Here is a 22,080-nt window from a genome sequence, read left to right as displayed (position 1 = left end):
AAAATCCGGGGAAATCACAGCCGGTTGCCGACCCCGTTGCTATCCCGTTGCCGGGCCGGTTGCCGGGAGAAAAGCCCGTAACTGCGGGCTTTTCTCCCCTCTGACAACCAAAGCAACAGAAAAATAAAAGAAAAAGTAATAAATAACCCAACCGCCAGACAGAGATTGTTTTCGAGGTTTTTTGAAGCCCGTTGCCGGACTTCGTTGCCGACCCTCTCCTGTCTGGCTTATTTCATTTATGGAGGTAACTGCCTATGGCAAAAAGCAAAACAGAAATCCATGTCACAACGGTATTTGACGGCGAACTGGACGCTACGGACGTTTTCGTGAGCCTGATTGCACAGAAATACAGCCAGAGAAATGATAAAGAATATCTTGCGAAAAAGCAAGATTTAAGATATAATAAAGACAAGGTTCAGAGTGACCGTGTTCCGTCTGGATTGTGCGGGTAACGGTTATGATGAACGGATTTGAATATGCAGGCGTAGACGCAATACTGGCGGGCAGCTTCCGGGCGGCTATCTATTGCAGGCTTTCCAAGGACGATGACCTTGACGGGGAGAGCGCCAGTATCGCAAACCAGCGGGCTATGCTGGAAACCTACTGCGAAAAGCAGGGATGGGAGGTTGTTGCAGTCTATCAGGACGATGGCTACACGGGGCTGAACATGGAGCGCCCCGACCTGAAACGGATGTTGAAAGCCATCGAGCGCAGGCAGATAAACCTTGTGGTCACGAAAGACCTGTCCAGACTGGGTAGGAATTACTTGCAGACCGGCTTCCTGATTGAAGATTTCTTCCCCCGCAACGGCGTGCGGTATATCGCCATGAATGACGGTATCGACACCATGCGGGACAACAACGACATTGCGCCGTTCAAGAACATCCTCAACGAGATGTACAGCAAGGACATTTCCAAGAAGGTTCATTCCTCTTATCTGCTGAAAGCGCAGAAAGGCCAGTTTACCGGCTGCCTTGCCCCCTTTGGGTATCGGAAAGACCCGGAGGACAAAAACCATCTGCTGATTGATGAGGAAACGGCTCCCATTGTCCGGCGTCTGTTTGCGTGGGCGCTGGAAGGACACGGCCCCAACTACATCCGGCGCAGGCTGGAAGAAGAAAAAATCCCATGCCCGACCTACTGGAACCGGGTACGGGGCTTTCGGAACGTGTCAACCAAGTGGGAAAAGAAAGACCCGGTCAACGGGCGGTATATGTGGGACTTCTCCGTGATTAAGGACATCCTGATGAACCCCGTCTACACCGGCGCTATCGCTTCCCAGAAGAAGGAATACCGCTTCAAAATCGGCACCATCGGGGAGAAGAAGCCGGAGGACTGGATTGTAGTGGAGAACCAGCATGAGCCGCTTGTTGACCGCAAGACCTTTGACATCGTGCAGCGCAAGCTGAAATCCCGGCAGCGCCCCCGCCAGACCGGGGAAATCAGCCTGTTTGCGGGGCTTATCAAGTGCGGCGAGTGCGGGAAGTCGCTGACAATCCGCTACACTAACGACAAGCACCCGAAACAGATTTATTCCTGTAAGACCTACAACGCCTACGGCAAGCAGCACTGTACCCAGCACCGGGTTGAATACGACACCCTTTACAGCCTTGTGCTGAACAAAATCCGGGAGTGCGCCAGAGCCGCCCTGATGGACGGGGAAGCCGTTGCCGGGAAGCTGACCGACACCTGCGAAGCCGAGCAGAAAGGCCAGCGGGAAGCGTTGGAGCGTTCCCTTACCAAAGACGAGGAACGGATTGACGTTCTGGAAAAGATGGTGCTGCGGCTGTATGAGGACATGGTTGCCGGACGTATCAGCGAAGCGAACTTCAATCTGCTGATGGAAAAGACGCAGGCGGAACAGGCCGAGTTGAAAGCAAAGGTCACGGAAGGCCGGAAGAAGCTGGCCGATGAAATCCGGCTTGCGTGTGACGCCCGCCAGTGGGTGGAAGCCATTCAGGAATACGCCGACATCACGGAACTGGACGCCGCCACCCTAAACCGCCTGATTAAAGAAATCGTTGTCCATGAGAGCATAGACAGCGATAAGATAAGACACATTTCTATCGAAATTCATTTCAATCTCAAACCCATCCCGGAGGTGGAGCAGGTCACGGCCTGACCTGCCCCCGCCGGGGCGGTTCTTAAAAACTCCATAGATATTTCTTGACACGCCGCCGCCCGCCATCGAGCCGTTTTCCTACACCTATTTGGGGATAAAACAGCTCATGGCGGGCGGCGGCATCATCCTGCTGGGCACCACCCTGATCCCTCTGCTGTCTGGCCTGTTTTAAGGTAAGGGCCTATGGATTTTCTCACCGACTGGCTCACGGACTGGCTCAAAGAGCTGTTGATTGGCGGGATCATGGGGAACCTGGAGGGGCTCTTTGATTACGTCAATACCCAAGTCGGAGAGATCGCGGTACAGGTGGGGAGTACCCCGGCGGCGTGGAACGCCGGGGTATTTTCCCTCATCCGCCAGCTTTCCGAAACGGTGATTTTACCGATTGCCGGGCTGGTACTGACCTTTGTTGCCACCTATGAGCTCATTCAGATGCTTTTGGAAAAAAACAATATGCACGAGTTTGACGTGGCGAATATCTACAAATGGATATTCAAAACGGCTTGTGCCATCTTCATCCTCTCAAACACCTTTAACATTGTGATGGCCGTCTTTGACGTGTCGCAGACGGTGATCGCCCAGGCGGGCGGCCTGATCCAGGGCTCCACGGACATCACGCCGGATATGATGACGGAGCTGGAAACCACCCTGGAGGGGATGGATTTAGGGCCGCTTTTGGGCCTGTGGCTCCAGTCCTCTATTATTGGCGTTACCATGTGGGCGCTGGGCATCGTCATTTTTGTTTTGGTGTATGGCAGAATGTTGGAAATTTATTTGCTTACCAGTTTGGCCCCCATCCCTATGGCAACGATCTCCCACCGGGAGGTGGGACAGATCGGGCAGAACTATCTGCGCTCCCTGTTTGCCGTGGGCTTCCAAGGATTGCTCATTCTGGTGTGTGTTGCGATTTATGCGGTGCTGATCCAGGGAATTGCCACAGGCGGAGATCCCATTGGGGCGATTTGGGGCACCGTGGGCTATACGGTTTTGCTCTGCTTCATGCTGTTCAAAACCGGGACGATTGCGCGAAGTATCTTTAGCGCACATTGATAAAGGGGTGTTATATGCCGAGAAGATATGGGCCCGACGGGTCGCGCCTGTGGAACGGGAAAGCGCCGGAGGACTTCAACCAGGCCGATGTTTACCGTTTTATGGCGGAAACGGAGGCCGTTTTGCAAAAGCAGGAATTGCTGGGCGGCAGGGATGACGCGAAGAAAATTGCCCAGCAGTTAGCCGAGGGGCGGGCGCAGGCCGCCCGTGAAAACGCCGCCCGGCCCGCCCCGGCAAAGGGCAAGGAGGCCAGGGATGACCGATAAGGGCACCTCTGGACAAAGTGTCCAGAAGTCCCCGGAGCTCCCGGAGGGCCTGTTCCTTATGGATGGCATTGAGGGGCTGCGCTCCCTGCCCCGTCATTCTGTGGATATGCTCTTGACCGATCCGCCCTATGGCACCACCTGGAACTTTTGGGATGTGCCCCTGCCGCTCCCGGAGCTGTGGGAGGCGGTCAAGTGGGCGGTCAAGCCGGACGGCGCTGTACTGTTCTTTGCACAATGCCCCTATGACAAGGTGCTGGGGGCATCCAACCTGTCCATGCTCCGCTATGAGTGGGTGTGGTACAAAAGCCGCTGCACAGGCTTTCTCAATGCCCGCCGTGCTCCGCTGAAAAAGACGGAGAATATTTTGGTGTTCTATCAGAAGCTCCCGCTTTACAATCCGCAGTTTGAGCAGGGCAAGCCCTACAAGAAAATTGCGGGCAATAACGGGAACAGCACCAACTACGGGAAATTTACCCGTTCCGGCAGCGGATCGGAGGACGGCCTGCGTTTTCCCGGAAACGTGCTGACCTTTCCAGCCGTCCAGCGCACCGTCCACCCCACGCAGAAGCCGGTGGCCCTGTGCGAGTATTTCATCAAGACCTATACCCGGCCCGGCGAGCTGGTGGCGGACATCTGCGCGGGCTCCGGCACAACGGCGGTGGCCGCCCTCAACACGGGCCGCCGCTTCCTCTGTTTTGAAACCGTCCCGGCCTACTATGCCGCCGCCAGTGAACGCATCCGCGTGGCGGGCGCGGCGGTGGAGGCCGGGGAGAAAGGAGTTTGACTATCGGACAGTATTCTGTGATCTACGCCGATCCCCCCTGGCGGTATTCTGCAAAGAATGTTCAGGGGGCGGCGGAAAAACACTATCCCACAATGGGGATTGACAAGTTATGCACGCTCCCGGTGGCGGATCTGGCGGCCCCGGACAGCGTGCTTTTTTTGTGGGCTACGTTCCCACAGCTCCCGGAGGCCCTGCGGCTCATTAAGGCGTGGGGCTTCACCTACAAGAGCGTTGCTTTCGTCTGGCTAAAGAAAAACCGCAAGTCCGAGGGCTGGTTCTATGGCCTGGGCTTCTGGACGCGGGGCAACGCGGAGGTCTGCCTGCTGGCAACACGGGGACACCCGAAACGGCAGGCGGCAAACGTCCACCAGTTTATCATTTCCCCCATCCAGGAGCACAGCCGCAAGCCGGAGGAGGCCCGTGACAAGATCGTGGCCCTCATGGGCGACGTGCCCAGGGTGGAGCTGTTCGCCCGGCAGTCCCCGCCCGGCTGGGATGTGTGGGGGAACGAGGTGGAAAGCACCGTCCCGGACTTCTGGACAAAGTGTCCAGAGGTGGGCGCGAAAGGAGGTTGATCCATGCCCTATGTAAATGTTCCCAACGACTTATCCAAAATCAAGACCAAACTGGCCTTTAACCTGACGAAACGCCAGCTTGTGTGCTTCGGGATCGCGGCGGCGGTGGGCATCCCGTCCTACCTGCTGGCCCGGAGCGCCATCGGCAACACCGGGGCCATGTTCCTGATGATGGCGGTGGCGCTCCCGGCGTTCCTGCTGGCGATGTACGAAAAAGACGGGCTCCCCTTTGAAAAGGTGGTGCGGAACATCCTGCGGGCCCGTTTCCTGCGGCCTGGGGTGAGGCCCTACCAGACGGAAAATATCTATGCCCCGTTCACCCAGCGGGGCGCTGTGAGAAAGGAGGATGCGATTGCAGAACGCAAAAAGCCCAAAGCGCGGCCCCGGAAAGGGCGCTAACCGGAAAGCTGTTTTGTCCGCCCAGCAGACGATCCCCTATCTGGTGATGCACCCGGACGGGGTGTGCCAGCTCCCCGGCGGGCTCTACACAAAGACGGTGGAATATGAGGACATCAATTATTCCGTTGCGTCCACGGAGGATCAGACGGCGATTTTTGGCGGGTGGAGCTCGTTCCTCAACTACTTCGACAGCTCCCTGCCGTTCCAGCTCTCCTTTATCAACCGCCGCTCCCGTTCCCGGAGCAAGTACAAGGTGAACATTCCCCCGGCCCTGGATGACTATGACAGCATCCGGGCGGAGTTTACGGGAATGTTAAAAAGCCAGATTGCCAAAAGCAACAACGGCATCGAGCGGTCAAAATATATCACGTTCGGCCTGCCCGCCGAGGGGATCGCGGAGGCCCGCCCCCGCCTGGAACGGGTAGAGGCCGATGTGACAGGCAATCTGAAACGGCTGGGCGTTCCCTCTGTCCCGATGGACGGGCAGGCGCGGCTGGCCCTGCTCCACGGCCAGATGCACCCCGGCAACCGGGAGCCGTTCCGCTTCTCCTGGCAGGACATCCCCAAAACCGGGCTTGGCACAAAGGACTATATCGCGCCGGACAGCTTCGACTTCCGGCAGTCCCGGACGTTCCGCATCGGCCAATACTGGGGCGCGGCGTCCTACTTGCAGATTTTGGCGTCCGAGCTCTCTGACAAGCTCCTGGCGGAGATCCTGGAGCTGGATGCGGAAATGACGGTTACGCTCCATATTCAGACGGTGGATCAGCTCAAGGCCATTAAGACCATCAAGGGCAAGCTCTCCGACATCGGAAAAATGAAGGTGGAGGAACAGCGGAAAGCGGTGCGGGCCGGGTACGATCCCGACATCCTGCCCCCTGACCTGATTACATTCAGCAAGGACGCGGCGGAGCTCCTGGCCGATCTGCAGTCCCGCAACGAGCGGATGTTCCTGCTCACGTTCACGGTGGTAAACCTTGCCCCTACCCGCCAGCGGCTGGAGAATGACGTGTTCACGGTGGGCGGCATCGCGCAGAAATACAACTGCGCTTTGAAGCGGCTGGACTGGCAACAGGAGCAGGGCTTTGTGTCCTCGCTGGCCCTGGGATATAACGAGGTGGAAATCCAGCGGGGCATGACAACCAGTTCCACGGCGATCTTTATCCCCTTTATGACCAGGGAGCTGCGGATGGCCGGGCCGTCCCTCTACTACGGCATGAACGCCCTTTCCCACAACGTCATCATGGCTGACCGCAAAAAGCTGAAATCGGCCAACGGCCTGTATCTCGGCTCCACGGGCTCCGGCAAGAGCTTCGCCGCAAAACGCGAGATCATCAACGTGTTTCTGGCCATCCCAAAAGACCGCATTATCATTGTCGATCCGATGGGGGAATATGCCCCGCTGGTGCGCAGGCTGGGCGGCCAGGTGGTGGAGATCGCCCCCGGCTCCCCCAGCCATATCAACCCTATGGACATCCAGCTTGATCTGGACGATGACGAAAGCCCGCTTTCCATGAAAGCGGATTTTTTGTTGTCCCTGTGCGAGCTGGTGGTGGGCGGCAAGGACGGTTTGCAACCCATCGAAAAAACCGTGATTGACCGCTGTGTGCGGCTCATTTACCGGGACATGGCCCTGGGCCTGGGGGACGGCAAACCGCCTTTGCTCCAGGACTTGTACGAGGAGCTTCTCAAACAGCCGGAGCCGGAGGCCCGCCGGGTGGCAACCGCCCTGGAGCTCTACTGTACGGGCTCCCTTAACCTGTTCAACCACCAGACCAACGTAAAATTAACGGCGCATATTGTCTGCATCGTCCTCAAAGGGCTGGGAGAAAACCTCCGCAAGATCGCCATGCACGTTACCAACGACTTTGTAACGTCGGCGGTCAATGTGAATTTCCACAACGGCGTTTCTACCTGGTGCTACTTTGACGAGTTCCACATCCTGCTCCGGGACGCGCTCACCGCCAGCTACTTTGTGGCCGTGTGGAAGATGCTCCGCAAAAAGGGCTGTGTCCCCTCAGCCTTAACGCAGAACGTGAAAGACCTTTTGGCCAGCCGGGAGATCGAGGCCATTCTGGACAACACCGACTTTATGATCCTGTTGTCCCAGGCCCAAAGTGACCGGGCGATTTTGGCGAAACAGCTCGGCATTTCCGAGCATCAGCTCTCCTATATCACCCACTCCAATTCCGGCGAGGGCCTGCTGTTCTATGGCGATGTGACCATCCCCTTTGTGGATCGGTTCCCCAAAGGCGAGATCTACAATCTGCTCACCACCCGCCCGGAGGATTTGAAGAATGAAGCGAAAACCGAATAAACCCCAACAGGAGCCCAGGGAGCGCCCCGGCTCCTGGGAGGAGCCCGCCGATCCCGGCGGCGCTTCTTCCGGGGGCGCTGGGGGCGGCTCCCCAGGTGGTACCGGGACGGAGGGCACTTCTGGACAAAGTGTCCACAAGTCAAAGTTCCGGCAGAAAAGCAAGCAGGAGCAGGCCGCCGCATCTAAGCTCCGCATGGAAAAGCGCGGGGAAAAGCTGGAGGCGGCCAAAGACAAGCTGGCAAAACAGAAGCCCCCGAAAAAGCCGGGCCCCGTCCGGCGGGTGGGCCGCGCCGCTGGCGGCACCGTTCACGGCTTTGTGCATGGGAAGATTTACGAGAACGAGCAGGAAAATGTGGGCATCGAGGGGGCCCACCGCTCCGAGCTGGTGGGCGAGGCCGCCCTGCGGCATGGCTCCCGGTTCGTGAAGCGGAAAGTCCGGGAACACCCGGCAAAGGCCGTCCAGCGGGCCGAGTCCAAATATGTCAAGGCCACGGCGGACTATCACTTCCGCATGGCCGCCCAGGATCACCCGGAAATGTCCGGCAACCCCGTTTCCCGGATGTGGCGCAAGCACCGCTTGAAAAAACAGTACCAGAAGCGGGCGCGGGAGGCGGTCAAGACCGGGGCGGCAGGCGCGGCGAAAAAGACCGCCGCCGCCACGGAAAAGGCCGGGGCAAAGGCGGTGGGCTTTGTGAAGCGGCATCCCATGGGGGTGGTGCTGGCCCTGGCCTGCGTGCTCCTGCTCTTTATGATGCAGTCCTGTTCGTCCTCCCTGGTGACGCTTGGCAACGCCGGGGCGGGCGCGGTGGGCGCGACTACCTACCCATCCCAGGACGAGGAAATGCTGGCGGCGGAGGCGGCTTATGTGGGAATGGAGGCGGAGCTCCAGGATTACCTGGACAGCTACGAAAGCACCCACGACTATGACGAGTATCACTTCGACTTGGACAGCATTGAACACGATCCCTATGTGCTGATCTCTATCCTGTCTGTGCTCCATGAGGGGGCATGGATGCTGGATCAGGTGCAGGGGACGCTGGAAAACCTCTTTGACCGCCAGTACATTCTCACCGAAGATGTGGTGGTTGAGGTGCGCTATCGGACGGAAAGCCGAACGGACAGCGAGGGCAACTCCTATACGGTAGAGGTGCCCTACAATTACTATATCTGTTATGTCACGCTGGAAAACCGCAACCTGTCCCATCTGCCCCTGGAAATGATGAACGAGGAGCAGATGTCCCGGTACTCCCTCTATATGTCCACCCTGGGAAACCGGCCTGACCTGTTCCCGGAGTCGGCCTATGTGGGGAAATACGTTACCAACCCGCCCGCCGGATATGACGTGCCGGGGGAATATCTGGACGATGAAACCTTTGCGGCCATGCTCACCGAGGCGGAGAAATACCTGGGCTATCCCTATGTGTGGGGCGGGAGCTCCCCAGCTACGTCCTTTGATTGCTCCGGCTTCGTGTCCTGGGTCATCAATCACAGCGGCTGGAATGTGGGCCGCCTGGGGGCCCAGGGGCTCTATAACATCTGCACCCCTACCAGCAATCCAAAGCCCGGCGATCTGGTGTTCTTTGTCGGCACCTATGACACGGCGGGCGTGTCCCACTGTGGCATCTATGTGGGGGACGGGATGATGATCCACTGTGGCGATCCCATCCAATATGCAAATTTGAATACAAGTTACTGGCAATCCCATTTCTACGCCTACGGGCGTTTACCCTGATAAGGAGGTATCTATGGCGGTAAGCAAAAGCCAGAAAATCCAGGCCGAGATTGATAAGGTCAAGGCCAAAATCAGCGAACAGCAGGCCCGGCTCAAGGAGCTGGAAAAGAACAAGCAGGAGGCCGAAAACAGCGAGATCGTGGACATCGTGCGGGGCATGAGCATTTCCCTGGAGGAGCTCCCCCTGGTGCTCCAGCGGCTCCGGGACGGCACTTCTGGACAAAGTGTCCAGAAGTCCGGGGACGGCGGAAAGGAGGAAAATTGAAGATGAAACGCTTTCGGGTGATGGCGGCGGCGCTGTGTGCCGCCGTTCTTTTATGCGGATTTAGCGTCCCGGCCTATGCCTATGCGGACGGCGGTGAGGGCGCGGACTATGGCGATCCCACTATGACCGAGGAAACCCAGGCCCCGGAGCCGGAACCCACCATCGAACCGGGTGAGGGCTTTTCGGAGGAGGGCAACCTTGTAACCCGCGATCTGCTCTATGACGAGCACACCAACAAGCAGTTTATTACCGTCCAGACGGCGGGCGGAAACACCTTTTACATCGTCATTGACTACGACAAGCCCGTGGACGAGGAGGGCGAGCAGTATGAAACCTACTTCTTCAGCGTGGTAGACGAGGCCGATCTGCTGGCCGCAGCCGAGGCCGCCGGGGTGGAGCAGGCGGTCTGCTCCTGCTCTGAAAAATGCGCGGCGGGTGCCGTGAATACAGAGTGCGCCGTCTGCTCGGTCAATATGAACAAGTGCGCGGGCGTTGAGCCGGAGCCGGAACCCACGGAAACCGAGGAACCCACCCCGGAGGAGGCCGAGCCAGAAACGGGCGGCAACATGGGGATGCTCCTGGCGGTGCTGGCCGTGGCCTTAGTGGGCGGCGGCGCGGCGTTCTATTTCAAGGTACTGCGCCCCAAACAGCAGAAAGCCGCCGAACCCCAGGAGGACTATGGCGGGGAGCTGGATGACTATGACGGGCCGGACGGCTACGGGGACGAGGACGATGACGGCCCGCCCTGGGATGAGGAGGACGAGGACGGAGAGGAGGCTGACAAATGAGGTTTACCGACAGCCCCTTTGAAAAAATGATGAAGCAGAAGCCCCGTCCCCAGGCTCCTGCCCCGGCGAAACCGCCCAGGGGCTCCCGGTGCTCCGGGTGTCCCTACTGGCGGGGCATCGGCTGTGTGTCCTGCTACCGGGAGCTCATGCGGGCCCCGGCTGGCGGGAGGTGACGGCTTGGCCCGTGAACTGACACGCGAGGAAAAACGGGCGATCCGCGCCCTGGTAACAAAATGGTGCGCTAACTATGACCGGGAATATGGGTGCCTGCCCTTGGACTGTGAGTGCTATATGCTGGGGAAATGCTGGACGGGCGCTTACTGCCGCTACTTTCGGGAGGCTGTCCTGCCCCTTGATCCGGCCCTGGAGGTGTCCCTGCTGAGTGAGGGCCCCAGGCCGGATTTCAAGATTTGCCCGGTCTGTGGCGGGGCCGTCCCTGCGGATGGGCGCATGGCCTACTGCTCCGAGTCCTGTGCCCGGATTGCCCTGCGGCGGCAAAAGCGGGACTATATGCGGAAAAAGCGGAGGTGATGTGTGGAAAATTAGGCTCTGGAAAACCCGCTTGTATCAAGGCTTTCCGGGGCCCTTTTGGGGGTGGGCCGTATCTTTCTATGGCCTGCCCTTATTTTGCTCAAATGCTTTCCACATCTACCCCCGCCGCTTCTGGACACTTTGTCCAGAGGTGGCGGGGCATCTAAGGAGGTGTTATTCTGGAAGAAAATCAAGGCTATGTGATCCGCCGCACGATCCTGTTTGACAATCAGTGCGGTTTTGCCCTTGGGGAAAATAGCAGGGCCCCTAATCCCTATGTGACGTGGCGGTTTAATGAGCAGGACGGCCAGCGGAATTACTTTTGGGGCCACTACATGAATGAGCCGGATATGGCGGAACGGGACTTACTCAATCGGGCCGAGGACTACCAGCGGCGCTACCATGTGCAGGAAGTGGAGCAGGCCCCGGACAAGGAAACCTATCTGTACTACTCCACCCAGCGGCCTATCGACATCGGCACCTACCCGAACAGCTATTTTAACCGCCCTGTCCACATGGATTTATACTTTACCCGCCAGCAAGTGACGGGTGAGGCGTTCCAGGCGTGGGGAGCCATCACCTATGCCCATCCCTTGACGGAACGGGAAATGCAGGATTATGAGCTCCGGCCCTCCCGCAATAACCTGGATATTCGGCGGCAGATGGATGCCCAGGCCCAGGTGGTAGGAAAATGGGAGGACGCTCACCGTGTCCCGGATCAAAAGCGGCTGACGTGGTTTTACCCTGACTTCGGCAGCTATGTGGTGAAAGAATACATCACACCGGAGCAACTGGCCAGCTTTGCCCGTGGCGTGGAACGCCAGGAGGCGGCGCGGGCTCATAAGGAGGCCAAACGCCAGCCCCCGATTGCGGAACAACTGAAAGCGGCGCAAAAGGAGGCCCAGGAACACCGGGCCCCGGACGGCCCTAAAAAGAAAGCCCCTGACCGGGGCGACAGATAGGAGGACTGTTTATGGAAAAGAAGCGTGAAGAGGATTTTGCCAACCAGGAGGCCCTGCGGCTCTCCGGGGTATTCAATACGCCGATCCCCGCCCAGCCCCCGGAACGGGAAAAGGCGCTGGACAAGGTAAAGGAGCCGCCCCGCGTCTGCCGGAGCCTGGAACGGGAGGAGCGGTGACAAAGAAACGCCGCCGCCCCATCCATCTCCATGTGATGGTGTCCGAGGAGGAGCAGGCGCTGATCCGGGAGCGTATGGCCGAGGCGGGCATCCGAAACATGGGGGCCTATATGCGGAAAATGGCCCTCAATGGGTATGTGCTCCATGTTGACCTGTCACCTGTCCAGGAGCTGGTGTCGCTCCAGCGGCGGTGCTCCAACAATCTAAACCAGGTGGCGATCCAGGCGAATACCTACGGCGGCATTTACCCGGAGGAGATCAAAGCTCTGCAACGGGACTATGAAAAGCTGTGGCGGCCCCTTTCCGATCTGCTGGAAAAGCTCTCCGCCATCGTGCGGCTCTGACCTGCCGGGGAGCGGTTTTGCCGTTCCCCGGCTATCTCGACTTCTGGACATTTTGTCCAGAGGTGGGGATAGCCGAGGCATCCTTGTTGGCCCCCTCCTGCGGAGTTATAATATACATATAGAGGCAAACAACGAACTTTTTGTAGGAGGTATGAACGATGCGGACAATCTTAAAAATCATCGCGGCTCCCTTTGTCCTGGCCCTGATCCTCATTGTGGCTGTGCTTACGTTCCTGTCCTGCGTGGCGGGAGCGGTGTGCATTGTGGCCTGTGTGGGCCTGTCCTTACTGGCGATCCTCTGCCTGCTGGCCGGGCAGACAGTAGGCTGCATCGCCATGTTTGTGCTGGCGTTCCTGGTTTCCCCCTTTGGGCTCCCGGCCCTGGGCGGCTGGCTGGTGGAGCGTCTGCATGGTGTGAAGTATGCGGCGATGGACTTTATGGCGAGCTGATACTTACGGACAAAGTGTCCAGAGGTGCCGGGCGGCGGGTGACATAGACCGCCGCCCGCTTTTTCTGCTGGGAAAGGAGGTGCGGCTATCGCTACAACTTACATCCGGCCCTACAAGGTAGCGGCGGGAAAAACGGCTGTCCAGACGATGGAGGATCGGTTTGCCTACGGGCTCAATCCGAAAAAGCTGGGGGCCGTGTCTGCCTACCTCTGCGATCCGGCGTCGGCCCCGGCTGAGTTTCTTCTGACGAAAAGCCAGTACCTGGCGGAAACGGGCCGGGCCGTGGAGCGCGGGGCCCTGTTCTTTCAGATCCGGCAGGCGTTTCCTCCCGGTGAGGTCACGCCGGAGGAGGCAAACAAAATCGGCTATGAAACGGCCATGCGCTGGACAAAGGGCAAGTACCAGTTTTTCGTTTGTACCCACATCGACAAGGGCCACATTCACAATCACATTTATTACAACTCCACGGCCCAGGACTGCTCCCGGAAGTTTCATAATTTCATTGGCTCCAGCTTTGCGGTGCGGCGGCTCTCTGACCGGGTGTGCATCGAGCATGAGCTGTCCGTCATTCAAAATCCAAAACAGCACAGCAAAGGCCGCTTTCTTCACTATGGCCAGTGGATCGGGGAAAAACCGCCCTCTGCACAACAGCGGGTGCGGCTGGCCATCGTGGAGGCCCTGGGGAAAAATCCCGCTGACTTCCCGGCGTTCCTGCGGCTTATGGAGGAGTCCGGTTTTCAAGTAAAGCATGGGCGGGGAGGCGCAATCTCGTTCCTGGCCCCTGGGCAGGATAAGTACACCCGTCTGCGGGCATCCACCCTGGGCCCTGGTTTCGATCCGGATGACATCCGGGCGGTAATTGCCGGGGAGCGGCCCATCCCGGAGCTCCCGAAGGATGGCCCGGCCCCGGCCCGGCGCGTCAATCTGATTATCGACATTCAAGAGCGCATGGCCCAGGGCAAAGGCCCCGCCTATGAGCGGTGGGGCAAAGTTTACAACCTCAAACAGATGGCCGCCGCGCTCCAGTACCTCCGGGAACACGATCTGATGGATTATGACGCGCTGGCCGCCAGCACCGAGGCGGCGGTGGATCGCGCCCACAAGCTGGCTGGGGAGCTGCGGGACACGGAGGCGGCCCTCTCTAAAACTTCTGAGCTCATGGGAGCGGTGGTACAGTATGCAAAGACGCGGCCTGTGTTCGACGGCTACAAGGCGGCCCGGTATTCTAAAAAGTACCTGGCCCAGCACGAGGCGGAGCTGGCTGACTACCGGGCGGCAAAAGCTACTATGAATGACCTCTTAGGCGGGGCAAAGCTCCCCAAAATGGACACGCTGAAAAAGCAGCACCGGGAGCTCTCTGAAAAGAAAAAGGCCCTCTATGCGGAATACCGCAAGGCCCAGGCGGATATGCGGCAGGCCGTGGCAGTCAAGGCAAATATCGATCACCTGCTCGGCCACGCGGACGAGCAAAAAAATAAGGCCCAGGAGCGTTAGCGACCGGCCGCCGACAACAGGCGCTTGCGCTGGGACTTCTGGACAAAGTGTCCAGAAGTTCAGCGGGTTTGGGGAGCTCCCCAACAAGCATTTTCACGGGCCTGCGGCCTGTGAAAATTTCGGAGTGTGGCCACACCCGAATTGCTTGCCAAAACGCGCACCCCCGCAACATGGCATGAAAAAACGGAGGTGCGTGTTTCTCACACTTCCCCCGCTTCCTGGGCATCTTTGACTGCCCGTATTAAAGATTCTACAAGCTGTAAGTTCTTTTTATCCATGCTATTGAGCATGACATTGATTCGTTTTCTGCAATCATCATCTGCGCTCTTGGACGGGTAAAAGAACTGATCCACCGATATGTCAAACATTGTAACCATCTGATAAAAGGTATTTAGGCTGGGATGCTGACCGTCGTTCTCGTTATACATGACGGTACGGGGATCACGGTCAATGACATAAGCAAGCTGTTCTTGCGTCATTCCTTTTTGCTCCCGAGCCCGTTTGATGGCAAGTCCTATACCGTGGAAGTCAAACTTGCGCTCGTCCCGTTCAAATCTCATAATATCACCCGAAGTAATTTTATATTTCGTGTCATATCATTTGAACGATGTTTAATTTCGTATTTATACATATTTTATTTCGTGTATTTTGGGGGAGAGCAATTGACAATGGTGATAAAATATGCTATATTGAATATAAAATTTATTGGTACAGGGAGGAGCACACGTATTATGTTCATGCTGTGGTACGTTCGTCTCAAATAAGAATGGCAATAAAAAGGCAGTTCCCATTTTTCAGTGGGCTTTTTTGTCATGCTTATTTACGAATTGTACACACATTAAGTATGGACATAGTGTAGCTATGTCTAAGTACTAGTGCGTGTTTTCTCGTATTTTTGCAGGTCAAAGCTCACTTTGAGAATGACCTGCATTTTTTATTGCCTTTTTTAGACAAATAAAAAATACAGGGAGAACAATAATGAATAAAACAAATTGGAAAAAAGACTTTTATATTTTGTGGGCGGGACAAGCAGTATCCGTCCTCACAAGTTCAATTTTGCAGATGGCATTGATTTGGCATTTGACTGCAATAACGCAGTCGGCTTTTATTCTCTCCATGGCATCACTGGCTGGATTTCTTCCGAGTGCTGTTTTAGGGACAGTAGCAGGAACTCTTGTGGATCGAATGGACAGGAAAGCCATCCTGATCGGTGCAGACCTATTTATTGCGATTATCAGTTTGATACTTGCTTTCGCCTCATTTTATGGTAAGTTGCCTGTGTGGTTGGTAATTACTGTGTTGGCAGTTCGGAGTATTGGAACAGCATTTCATACTCCTGCAATAAGCGCAGTAGCTCCACTCATTGTCCCAACAGAGGAATTGACAAAGTGTGCCGGTTATACACAATCCTTGCAGACAATTGGTTATATTGCTGGAACAGCGATTGCTGGTGCATTGTATCCGATTTGGAGTATCAGTGGTATGGTCGCATTAGATGTTGCTGGCGCAGTTATTGCATCACTTGCTGTAATTCTTATTAAAATACCGAAACTTGAGAAAGATACGAAAACACTGTCAGATACAAGTTTTTGGATTGAAATGAAAGCAGGGTATAGTGCTGTAAAGCAAGAAAAAGGAGTATTTGCACTTATTTGGATTGCAGCAGCCTTTATGATCCTATACTCCCCCATCAATGCGCTTTTTCCCCTGATGTCCCTTGACTACTTCGGTGGAACGACGCTACAGGCATCCATTGCTGAAATTGCCTTTTCAGTTGGTATGATTATCGGAGGCATCATTCTTGGTATGTGGGGAGGACTTAAAAACAGAGGAATTGGTATCTCGATTTCAATTGCACTCATGGGTGTACCAATTTATATTTCTGGTCTGCTCCCACAGAATGGCTTTGGGGGATTCGCATTTCTGTGCGTAATCATGGGAATTTCTGTCCCGTTTTATAACGGGCCTGTAACCGCACTTATGCAGGAGAGAATTGCACCAGAATATTTAGGACGTGTGTTTGGGCTATACAGTAGCGTTGCTTCGCTTGCGATGCCGATTGGCTTGCTTATTTCGGGTGCTTTTGCTGACGGTATTGGGGTAAATAAATGGTTTCGCATGACCGGTATTCTAATTGCATGTATTTCCGTGTTGTGTCTTATCATACCGTCCGTAAAGAATATTGATAAGAATGATGCTAATCATGAGTGAAAAGTATTGGATAATATGTCCTGTTTGCAAAGGAAAGACCCGTGTTCAAGTATTTAGAGAAACTACTTTAACCAATTTCCCGCTATTTTGCCCCAAATGCAAGCAAGTACACATCATTGATTTAGAACAACTGAAAATCACAATAAAAAGTGCCAGTCGCTAAGACGCAGAGCCGACAAACAGCTTTTATGTTGTTTGTCGGCTCTTTTTGCTTTAACAAAACCGCCGTGTTTAGGTGGGCGTCATTTTGCCTTTTAAGCAGTTCGGCGGTACCTTGGAGGTATTGCCGTGTTCATTTCGCTTTTTCACAGCACTTGTGATTTATACCAGCTAAAAAAAGTGTATTTCCCCCTCCGGGACAGTCTGATTATGAACATGAAATTTTACAGTCTATAAATGAATATATAATTTCATGCGCTTGCGTGGCCTTGTGTCGCGCAGGCGCATTTTGTTTGTCCGACTTCTGGACGCTTTGTCCAGAAGTCCAGAGCGGCTCCCCAGGGTGCCGCTCCCCGCCGGGCCCCATTTTGTTTCCGCTCAACCCATCAACCGAAACAAAATGGAGGACAAGCTATGACAACGATCAATCTGAAAGATTTTTATTATTGGTACTTAACGGACGAACTGGTAGAGGTGCCTGACGAGGTGGCCGAGGAGCTCATGGCCAGCAAGCGGCGCGAGGCCGCCCATGCGGAACGGGTGCGCTTCAACAAGGCTTATTATTCCCTGGATTGTGACGATGGGATCGAATACTCCGCCTGCCTGCACGAGCCCAGCCCCCAGGAACTTATGGAGCGCAAGGAGCTGTTCTTCCGGCTGTGGAACGCCCTCAACTCCCTGTCGGAAATCCAGGGCCGCCGGGTGGACGCTCATTTGATCCTTGGAAAGAGCTACCGCCAGATTGCTCGCGAGGAGGGCGTGGATAAAAGCGCCGTCCGTTGTTCCGTGAAAAGCGGTATCAAGCGAATGAAAAAATATCTGCAAAAAAATATCTGATTTGCCATCTCCATTTGCCCCTTTTTTCTGGTGGTATATGAGAGGAGGTTTTCTCCCTCTCCGCAAGGGGAACGCGGGGGCCCAGGCCATCGTGCGAAGCCGGATCGCTGTCCGGCTCTCCGGGTCGCCGCACTCTTTGCGGGGGAGCGCCGCCGCCGAGTATGGCTGTCTTATGACGGGGCAAGAAAATGAGCGCGGCGCTCCCCTATATTTTTATGAAAGAGGGGAACGCTCTATGAACTATGATCCAGAACTGGCGGCCTTGCTCTCCCAAACGTGGAGCAACGATGCCTGCCGGGGGTACGTCATCGCTGCGATGGAGCGGTGCGGTTTTAAGCCGTCCGACATCGAGCAGGTGATGGTCGAACTTTACGAGGTATTCGACTATACCACTTTGCAGGAGGCCGAGACTTACTACGAGCGGAGCCCCTATTGACCTCTGGACACTTTGTCCAGAGGTAGTCAGGCGGCCAGCACTTTCGCGGTGCTGGCCGCTTTCGTTTCCCCGCCGGAAATGCCGGTGAGTAACTGCAAAGGAGGTTTTTCCGTGACCCTGAACGCACAAGAAATTCAAAAGATGCGAAGCGTCAATCTCGGCGCAGTGGATAAAGAAACACTTGTGGATGCAAGCGGCTTTGTTTTTGATAATTCCTTACCAATGGAAAAGAGGGCCGCCCGTATGCTGGAGCAGTTGAAAAACCCCTACTGTTTCCGCTATGGCGATATGGCCATCAAGCTGGAATTTGCCGAGGACGGGCCCACTCTCCAGGAGCTCCTGACGGCCTTTTTCTTGCGGCAGAAAAGCGGCTTGTAATGATCCTCCCACTTCCAGACACTTTGTCCAGAAGTGGAGTCATCCTTGTTGTGCCCCCCGGTACAGAGGTATAATATAGATGTAATGTGATAGGAAGGAGGACAAATGGCAAGAACAGCAAACCGGGGGACAATGAGCGCCAGCTCCCCCACTTCATACAATGTGATGCGCTGGAGATTGGGAAAATACATCCGCCTTTCCAAAGAAGATTTACTCCGTGGCCGCGATGAAAGCAACAGCGTTATAAATCAGCGGCGGCTCCTGGAACAATACCACCAGGCCCACCTGGAAGAGTTCTATGAGGGCTCGGAAGAGGACGTGTATGTGGATGACGGCAAAACCGGGACGGACACCAACCGCGAGGACTTCCAGCGGCTCCTGTCCGATATTTCAAGCGGCAGGATCAACTGCGTAATCGTAAAAGATTTGTCCCGGCTATCCCGCAACTACACCGACGCCGGAAACCTGATTGAAAATCTCTTTGTCCGGCTCAACGTCCGATTTATCAGCTTGGCGGAGGGTGTGGACAGCTACCGCAACCCCGACAGTGTGTCAAACATTATCGTTCCCATTACCAACGTAATGAACGATCAATACTGCTACCAGACCTCAAAGAAAATCCGTCAGGTATTCGATATGAAGCGCCGCAACGGTGAGTTTATCGGCTCCTATGCTCCGTATGGATATGTGAAAGACCCGCAAGACAAACACTCCTTGCTGGTTGACCCGGAGGCCGCCGAGGTTGTCAAAAGCATTTTTTCCATGTTCCTGTCCGGTATGAATAAGCGTGGGATCACCTATTATCTGAACGATCACGGTGTTCTCTGCCCCACGGCCTACAAGAAACAGCAGGGGCTGAAATACAATGCTCCTAACGCCCAGGGCAATCCTATGTGGAGCACAATTACCATTGACACGATCCTAAAAAACCGTGTTTATGTGGGGGATATGGTGCAGGGCCGCCAGCGGGTGAAAAGCTATAAAATCCATATCCAGGAACGGGTGCCGGAGGATGAATGGTTTATCGTGGAAAATACCCACGAGGCCATTATAGACCGGGAAACCTTTGATAAGGTGCAGGGCCTGCTCAAACGCGACACGCGAACGGCCCCAAAATCAAAGCAGCTATATCTGTTCAGCGGTTTTCTAAAATGTGCTGACTGCGGCAGGGCGATGTCTCGGATCGCTTCAAAAGGCATTTACGTTTATTACCAGTGTGGCACTTATAAAAGCCTTTCAAAAAAGGCTTGCACCATGCACTCTATCAAAAGTGACCGTCTGGAGGCTGGTGTGCTGTTTGCAATACAACAGCAGGTACATCTGGCCGTTGTCTATTCAGAGCTTGCGGCCCGTATCAATTCCGCGCCGCTCAAAAAAAGCAAGTCAAAGCGGCTGGAGGATGCCATTGCCGCAAAAGAAAAAGAGCTTGCTAAAATCATGCGATATAAGCAAGCCCTTTATCAAGACTGGAAAGACGGGGAAATCACCCGCAACGACTACCGCCACATGAGCGAGGACTATGAACGGCAAGCCGAAGCCCTAAATAATGTCCTGCGGACGCTGACAGACGAGCAGGAACAACTGGAAAACGGCGTGGACGCGGAAAGTCCTTTCCTGGCCGCGTTTCTCAAGTATCAGAACATAGACAAGCTGACACGGGAAATTTTAGCCGAGCTCATTGACCATATCAAAGTTTATGAGGGCGGCAACATCAGTGTGAAATTCAAATACGCTGATGAGTTCCGCCGCATGGGTGAATATATCGAGCTCAATACCCCGGTTGTTCAAGGGGTTGCGGGCTGATATATAGCCCTCTTACCAATTACGTTTGCTGGTTTTCCTAATATATATTGCCCATAGTAACCTCTCGCCCAAAAATGTCGATCTCCATACTTGTACTTCAAATTCGCATGCCTATCAAATATCATAAGACTGCTTTTCCCTTTGAGATATCCCATAATCTGTGCTACACTGAGTTTTGGCGGTATACTGATCAGCATATGGATGTGATCTGGGCAAGCCTCTGCCTCTATGATTGTTACCCCTTTTTGTTCACACAATCTACGCAATATTTGCCCTATATCCCTTTTGATTTGCCCATATATCGCCATCCGCCGATATTTCGGCGCAAACACCACATGATATTGGCATCGCCATGTTGTGTGTGCTTGTTTCTCTATATCTTTTTCTTTCATCGAAAAAACCTCCTGGTCTTTGTTGTTGCAGTTGGCCGACCGCAACCTCAATTTTACCAGAAGGTTTTTTCACTATATAATCTTTTTTACTCTCCCCAGCATAGCTGGGGGTTGTCGTTACGCTAAAGCTAACCAACGACAAGACAACGAGCCACTCTCTGGTGAGGGAGTGGCTCGTTGTTTCACGGTTTCCAATCCTTGGTGGCTGGGTTATCGATGAGTTTTCCATCTCGGGTAAACCGGGAGCCGTGGCAGGGACAGTCCCAGGTGTGCTCAGCGGCGTTCCACTTCAAAGCGCAGCCCAGATGAGAGCAGCGGCGGGTGGAGGGGGTGAGCAGGGTTACCGTGGACTCCAAGACGTTGACCGCCAGTTGGGGGCGGAAGATGGAGCGGGCGGGGGAGAAGATTTCAGCGTATGGGTTTTGCTTGCCCTGAACCAGGTCACACAGCAGGGTGGCTGCCACCATGGAGTTGGTCATGCCCCACTTATTGAAGCCTGTGGCCACATATACATCGGACGTGTTGGACCAGTAGGGGCCGATATAGGGCATGTTGTCCAGACTCATGCAGTCCTGAGTGGCCCAGTGGTATTTCTCCGTGGACTTTGGATAATATTCCTTGACAAATTGACGCAGTTCCCGCCAATTTCCACCTGGTTTCCCTGTGCGGTGTCCGCCGCCACCCACCAGAAGCATACTGCCGTAATTTCGAAAGGACAGTCCCGTTTGCGTCTGGTCCACATACATGCCATTGAGATTGGGGGCGTGTTCCAGGGCGAGCACGTAGGAGCGGTGTTGGTAGAGCTTGATGAAGTAGCTGCCATGGCGGTTGAGAAAGGGAAAGTGGGTGGTGACCATGATGTGCTTGGCGTGGATGCGCCCGTGGTTGGTGATGGCGGTGCGGCCAATGAGTTCCTTGACCATGGTGTGCTCATAGATGTTCAGCCCCTGGGAGATGGCAGCGGCAAATTTCAGAGGGTGAAACTGGGCCTGACGGGGAAATTTTACCCCACCGGCCACGGGGAAGGGCAGGGGCAGCTGGCTGGCGAATTCCCCGGGAAATCCCAGACGGTGCAGGGCGTCCAGCTCTCGCTCAACATTCCGCAGGTTATCCCGGGCGTAGACGTAAGAGTCCGCTTCTTCATAGTCGCAGTCAATCTTACGACAAAGCGTTCGGTATCGCTTCAGCGCCTCTTCTTGGGCGGACAGATATCCTTTGGTTCGCTTGTTGCCAAACCGGCCCAAGAGTTTGTGGTAGATGAGCCCGTGCTGGATGGTGAGTTTGGCGGTGGTATTCTTGGTGACGCCGCTGCATATGGTGTCTGCCTCTGCCAATACATAAGGCACCCCGGCCTGATGCAGTTGGTAGGCGCACAGAAGCCCCGCCATGCCTCCGCCGATGATGAGTGCGTCGGTCTTGATATCCCCATCCAGGCAGTCAAAGTGGTCCAGCTCTGCGGTCTGTTCCCATAGTGATTTCATGTGTAAAAGCCCCCTAACACCAGATAACTCTAGTGTCCTGCAAATGACGGGAACTATACTGGAAAGAGAAAAAGATTTAGATTGAAAGAATAGCGCCCATCCTGAGAAAATCGGGATGGGCGCCGCAGA

The 22,080-nt window shown here is 55.2% G+C and carries 26 protein-coding genes and 2 pseudogenes; 25 read left to right on the top strand and 3 right to left on the bottom strand.

What is annotated here, in order from left to right; all coding sequences use genetic code 11:
- Positions 1-254 precede the first annotated feature (254 nt).
- The 19 genes and pseudogenes from E0L15_RS07410 (at position 255) to E0L15_RS07320 (ending at position 14,254) form a co-directional block, all read left to right on the top strand.
- On the top strand, positions 255-452 hold the full coding sequence (locus tag E0L15_RS07410) for a hypothetical protein (RefSeq protein ID WP_168125097.1): 198 nt from the start codon (positions 255-257) through the stop codon (positions 450-452).
- Between the two features lie 5 nt (positions 453-457).
- The gene (locus E0L15_RS07405) at positions 458-2,122 is read left to right on the top strand and encodes a recombinase family protein (RefSeq protein ID WP_168125096.1); all 1,665 of its coding nucleotides are present in this window, start codon (positions 458-460) and stop codon (positions 2,120-2,122) included.
- 91 nt (positions 2,123-2,213) lie between these two features.
- A pseudogene (locus E0L15_RS07400) lies at positions 2,214-2,294 on the top strand (Maff2 family protein); the annotation flags it as partial.
- 11 nt (positions 2,295-2,305) lie between these two features.
- Positions 2,306-3,172, top strand: coding sequence for a VirB6/TrbL-like conjugal transfer protein, CD1112 family (locus tag E0L15_RS07395; protein WP_168125095.1), 867 nt, complete (start codon positions 2,306-2,308; stop codon positions 3,170-3,172).
- A gap of 14 nt (positions 3,173-3,186) precedes the next feature.
- The gene (locus tag E0L15_RS07390) at positions 3,187-3,438 is read left to right on the top strand and encodes a hypothetical protein (protein WP_021659237.1); all 252 of its coding nucleotides are present in this window, start codon (positions 3,187-3,189) and stop codon (positions 3,436-3,438) included.
- On the top strand, positions 3,428-4,222 hold the full coding sequence (locus E0L15_RS07385; protein WP_168125094.1) for a site-specific DNA-methyltransferase: 795 nt from the start codon (positions 3,428-3,430) through the stop codon (positions 4,220-4,222). Before E0L15_RS07390 ends, E0L15_RS07385 begins: the two co-directional genes overlap by 11 nt.
- 2 nt (positions 4,223-4,224) lie before the next feature.
- On the top strand, positions 4,225-4,797 hold the full coding sequence (locus E0L15_RS07380; protein ID WP_347565983.1) for an MT-A70 family methyltransferase: 573 nt from the start codon (positions 4,225-4,227) through the stop codon (positions 4,795-4,797).
- Between the two features lie 3 nt (positions 4,798-4,800).
- The gene (locus E0L15_RS07375) at positions 4,801-5,196 is read left to right on the top strand and encodes a PrgI family protein (protein WP_168125092.1); all 396 of its coding nucleotides are present in this window, start codon (positions 4,801-4,803) and stop codon (positions 5,194-5,196) included.
- A 46-nt stretch (positions 5,197-5,242) separates the two neighbouring features.
- Positions 5,243-7,513 (top strand): VirB4-like conjugal transfer ATPase, CD1110 family, encoded by a 2,271-nt coding sequence (locus E0L15_RS07370; RefSeq protein ID WP_168125111.1) that lies wholly within the window; start codon positions 5,243-5,245, stop codon positions 7,511-7,513.
- Complete coding sequence (locus tag E0L15_RS07365; RefSeq protein WP_168125091.1) at positions 7,494-9,245, top strand: C40 family peptidase; 1,752 nt, start codon at positions 7,494-7,496, stop codon at positions 9,243-9,245. The genes E0L15_RS07370 and E0L15_RS07365 overlap by 20 nt, the downstream gene beginning before the upstream one ends.
- 13 nt (positions 9,246-9,258) lie before the next feature.
- Entirely contained in the window at positions 9,259-9,510 is a 252-nt protein-coding gene (locus E0L15_RS07360; protein ID WP_055152375.1) for a DUF4315 family protein, read from the top strand.
- A 2-nt stretch (positions 9,511-9,512) separates the two neighbouring features.
- Entirely contained in the window at positions 9,513-10,298 is a 786-nt protein-coding gene (locus tag E0L15_RS07355) for a DUF4366 domain-containing protein (protein ID WP_055152373.1), read from the top strand.
- Entirely contained in the window at positions 10,295-10,471 is a 177-nt protein-coding gene (locus E0L15_RS07350; protein ID WP_164488694.1) for a hypothetical protein, read from the top strand. Before E0L15_RS07355 ends, E0L15_RS07350 begins: the two co-directional genes overlap by 4 nt.
- Positions 10,472-10,475: 4 nt before the next feature.
- Positions 10,476-10,829, top strand: a complete 354-nt coding sequence (locus E0L15_RS07345) for a cysteine-rich VLP domain-containing protein (protein ID WP_055152371.1) — start codon at positions 10,476-10,478, stop codon at positions 10,827-10,829.
- Positions 10,830-11,164: 335 nt separating this feature from the next.
- Positions 11,165-11,791 (top strand): hypothetical protein, encoded by a 627-nt coding sequence (locus E0L15_RS07340; protein WP_243155432.1) that lies wholly within the window; start codon positions 11,165-11,167, stop codon positions 11,789-11,791.
- A gap of 11 nt (positions 11,792-11,802) precedes the next feature.
- Positions 11,803-11,967 (top strand): hypothetical protein, encoded by a 165-nt coding sequence (locus E0L15_RS07335; protein WP_168125090.1) that lies wholly within the window; start codon positions 11,803-11,805, stop codon positions 11,965-11,967.
- Positions 11,964-12,311, top strand: a complete 348-nt coding sequence (mobC, locus tag E0L15_RS07330; RefSeq protein ID WP_055152369.1) for a plasmid mobilization relaxosome protein MobC — start codon at positions 11,964-11,966, stop codon at positions 12,309-12,311. The genes E0L15_RS07335 and mobC overlap by 4 nt, the downstream gene beginning before the upstream one ends.
- A gap of 158 nt (positions 12,312-12,469) precedes the next feature.
- Positions 12,470-12,760 carry a CD1845 family protein gene (locus tag E0L15_RS07325; protein WP_087347888.1) on the top strand — a complete coding sequence of 97 codons (291 nt, stop codon included), beginning with the start codon at positions 12,470-12,472 and terminating at the stop codon, positions 12,758-12,760.
- Positions 12,761-12,907: 147 nt separating this feature from the next.
- Positions 12,908-14,254: a relaxase/mobilization nuclease domain-containing protein gene (locus E0L15_RS07320; protein WP_168125089.1), complete on the top strand. Its 1,347-nt coding sequence runs from the start codon at positions 12,908-12,910 to the stop codon at positions 14,252-14,254.
- A 200-nt stretch (positions 14,255-14,454) separates the two neighbouring features.
- On the opposite strand, the gene E0L15_RS07315 is transcribed toward E0L15_RS07320, so the two are convergent.
- Complete coding sequence (locus E0L15_RS07315; protein WP_168125088.1) at positions 14,455-14,814, bottom strand: helix-turn-helix transcriptional regulator; 360 nt, start codon at positions 14,812-14,814, stop codon at positions 14,455-14,457.
- A 418-nt stretch (positions 14,815-15,232) separates the two neighbouring features.
- On the opposite strand from E0L15_RS07315, the gene E0L15_RS07310 reads away from it, so the two are divergent.
- The 6 genes from E0L15_RS07310 to E0L15_RS07285 all read left to right on the top strand — a co-directional run bounded on the left by E0L15_RS07310 (position 15,233) and on the right by E0L15_RS07285 (position 20,078).
- Positions 15,233-16,465: an MFS transporter gene (locus E0L15_RS07310; protein WP_168125087.1), complete on the top strand. Its 1,233-nt coding sequence runs from the start codon at positions 15,233-15,235 to the stop codon at positions 16,463-16,465.
- Entirely contained in the window at positions 16,458-16,628 is a 171-nt protein-coding gene (locus E0L15_RS07305) for a cysteine-rich KTR domain-containing protein (RefSeq protein ID WP_168125086.1), read from the top strand. Before E0L15_RS07310 ends, E0L15_RS07305 begins: the two co-directional genes overlap by 8 nt.
- Before the next feature lie 410 nt (positions 16,629-17,038).
- Positions 17,039-17,461, top strand: coding sequence for a sigma-70 family RNA polymerase sigma factor (locus tag E0L15_RS07300; protein ID WP_168125085.1), 423 nt, complete (start codon positions 17,039-17,041; stop codon positions 17,459-17,461).
- A gap of 235 nt (positions 17,462-17,696) precedes the next feature.
- The gene (locus E0L15_RS07295) at positions 17,697-17,897 is read left to right on the top strand and encodes a hypothetical protein (RefSeq protein WP_168125084.1); all 201 of its coding nucleotides are present in this window, start codon (positions 17,697-17,699) and stop codon (positions 17,895-17,897) included.
- 111 nt (positions 17,898-18,008) lie between these two features.
- Entirely contained in the window at positions 18,009-18,275 is a 267-nt protein-coding gene (locus E0L15_RS07290) for a DUF6870 family protein (protein WP_347565982.1), read from the top strand.
- A gap of 105 nt (positions 18,276-18,380) precedes the next feature.
- A complete protein-coding gene (locus tag E0L15_RS07285; RefSeq protein ID WP_168125083.1) occupies positions 18,381-20,078 on the top strand; it encodes a recombinase family protein in 1,698 nt (565 codons plus the stop codon).
- A gap of 53 nt (positions 20,079-20,131) precedes the next feature.
- On the opposite strand, the pseudogene tnpA reads toward E0L15_RS07285, so the two are convergent.
- Both tnpA and E0L15_RS07275 read right to left on the bottom strand, forming a co-directional pair.
- Positions 20,132-20,470 (bottom strand): annotated as a pseudogene (gene tnpA / locus E0L15_RS07280) (IS200/IS605 family transposase); the annotation flags it as partial.
- Positions 20,471-20,652: 182 nt separating this feature from the next.
- The gene (locus E0L15_RS07275) at positions 20,653-21,951 is read right to left on the bottom strand and encodes an FAD-dependent oxidoreductase (RefSeq protein ID WP_168125082.1); all 1,299 of its coding nucleotides are present in this window, start codon (positions 21,949-21,951) and stop codon (positions 20,653-20,655) included.
- Positions 21,952-22,080: the final 129 nt, after the last annotated feature.

This window comes from Pseudoflavonifractor sp. SW1122, from assembly GCF_012027765.1.
Lineage (GTDB): Bacteria > Bacillota > Clostridia > Oscillospirales > Oscillospiraceae > Enterenecus > Enterenecus faecium.
Note: the sequence above shows the minus strand (reverse complement) of the source record. Positions and strands in the feature narration are given on the sequence as shown.

Bases quoted from the DNA above. Each gene is read 5' to 3' on its own strand.
- E0L15_RS07285 (WP_168125083.1), top strand. From the start codon at position 18,381: ATGGCAAGAACAGCAAACCGGGGGACAATGAGCGCCAGCTCCCCCACT.
- E0L15_RS07385 (WP_168125094.1), top strand. From the start codon at position 3,428: ATGACCGATAAGGGCACCTCTGGACAAAGTGTCCAGAAGTCCCCGGAG.
- E0L15_RS07375 (WP_168125092.1), top strand. From the start codon at position 4,801: ATGCCCTATGTAAATGTTCCCAACGACTTATCCAAAATCAAGACCAAA.
- E0L15_RS07275 (WP_168125082.1), bottom strand. From the start codon at position 21,951: ATGAAATCACTATGGGAACAGACCGCAGAGCTGGACCACTTTGACTGC.
- E0L15_RS07395 (WP_168125095.1), top strand. From the start codon at position 2,306: ATGGATTTTCTCACCGACTGGCTCACGGACTGGCTCAAAGAGCTGTTG.
- E0L15_RS07410 (WP_168125097.1), top strand. From the start codon at position 255: ATGGCAAAAAGCAAAACAGAAATCCATGTCACAACGGTATTTGACGGC.
- E0L15_RS07325 (WP_087347888.1), top strand. From the start codon at position 12,470: ATGCGGACAATCTTAAAAATCATCGCGGCTCCCTTTGTCCTGGCCCTG.
- E0L15_RS07305 (WP_168125086.1), top strand. From the start codon at position 16,458: ATGAGTGAAAAGTATTGGATAATATGTCCTGTTTGCAAAGGAAAGACC.
- E0L15_RS07405 (WP_168125096.1), top strand. From the start codon at position 458: ATGATGAACGGATTTGAATATGCAGGCGTAGACGCAATACTGGCGGGC.
- E0L15_RS07360 (WP_055152375.1), top strand. From the start codon at position 9,259: ATGGCGGTAAGCAAAAGCCAGAAAATCCAGGCCGAGATTGATAAGGTC.
- E0L15_RS07340 (WP_243155432.1), top strand. From the start codon at position 11,165: ATGAATGAGCCGGATATGGCGGAACGGGACTTACTCAATCGGGCCGAG.
- E0L15_RS07365 (WP_168125091.1), top strand. From the start codon at position 7,494: ATGAAGCGAAAACCGAATAAACCCCAACAGGAGCCCAGGGAGCGCCCC.
- E0L15_RS07370 (WP_168125111.1), top strand. From the start codon at position 5,243: ATGCACCCGGACGGGGTGTGCCAGCTCCCCGGCGGGCTCTACACAAAG.
- E0L15_RS07390 (WP_021659237.1), top strand. From the start codon at position 3,187: ATGCCGAGAAGATATGGGCCCGACGGGTCGCGCCTGTGGAACGGGAAA.
- E0L15_RS07355 (WP_055152373.1), top strand. From the start codon at position 9,513: ATGAAACGCTTTCGGGTGATGGCGGCGGCGCTGTGTGCCGCCGTTCTT.
- E0L15_RS07300 (WP_168125085.1), top strand. From the start codon at position 17,039: ATGACAACGATCAATCTGAAAGATTTTTATTATTGGTACTTAACGGAC.
- E0L15_RS07335 (WP_168125090.1), top strand. From the start codon at position 11,803: ATGGAAAAGAAGCGTGAAGAGGATTTTGCCAACCAGGAGGCCCTGCGG.
- E0L15_RS07350 (WP_164488694.1), top strand. From the start codon at position 10,295: ATGAGGTTTACCGACAGCCCCTTTGAAAAAATGATGAAGCAGAAGCCC.
- E0L15_RS07310 (WP_168125087.1), top strand. From the start codon at position 15,233: ATGAATAAAACAAATTGGAAAAAAGACTTTTATATTTTGTGGGCGGGA.
- E0L15_RS07320 (WP_168125089.1), top strand. From the start codon at position 12,908: ATGGAGGATCGGTTTGCCTACGGGCTCAATCCGAAAAAGCTGGGGGCC.
- E0L15_RS07295 (WP_168125084.1), top strand. From the start codon at position 17,697: ATGAACTATGATCCAGAACTGGCGGCCTTGCTCTCCCAAACGTGGAGC.
- E0L15_RS07315 (WP_168125088.1), bottom strand. From the start codon at position 14,814: ATGAGATTTGAACGGGACGAGCGCAAGTTTGACTTCCACGGTATAGGA.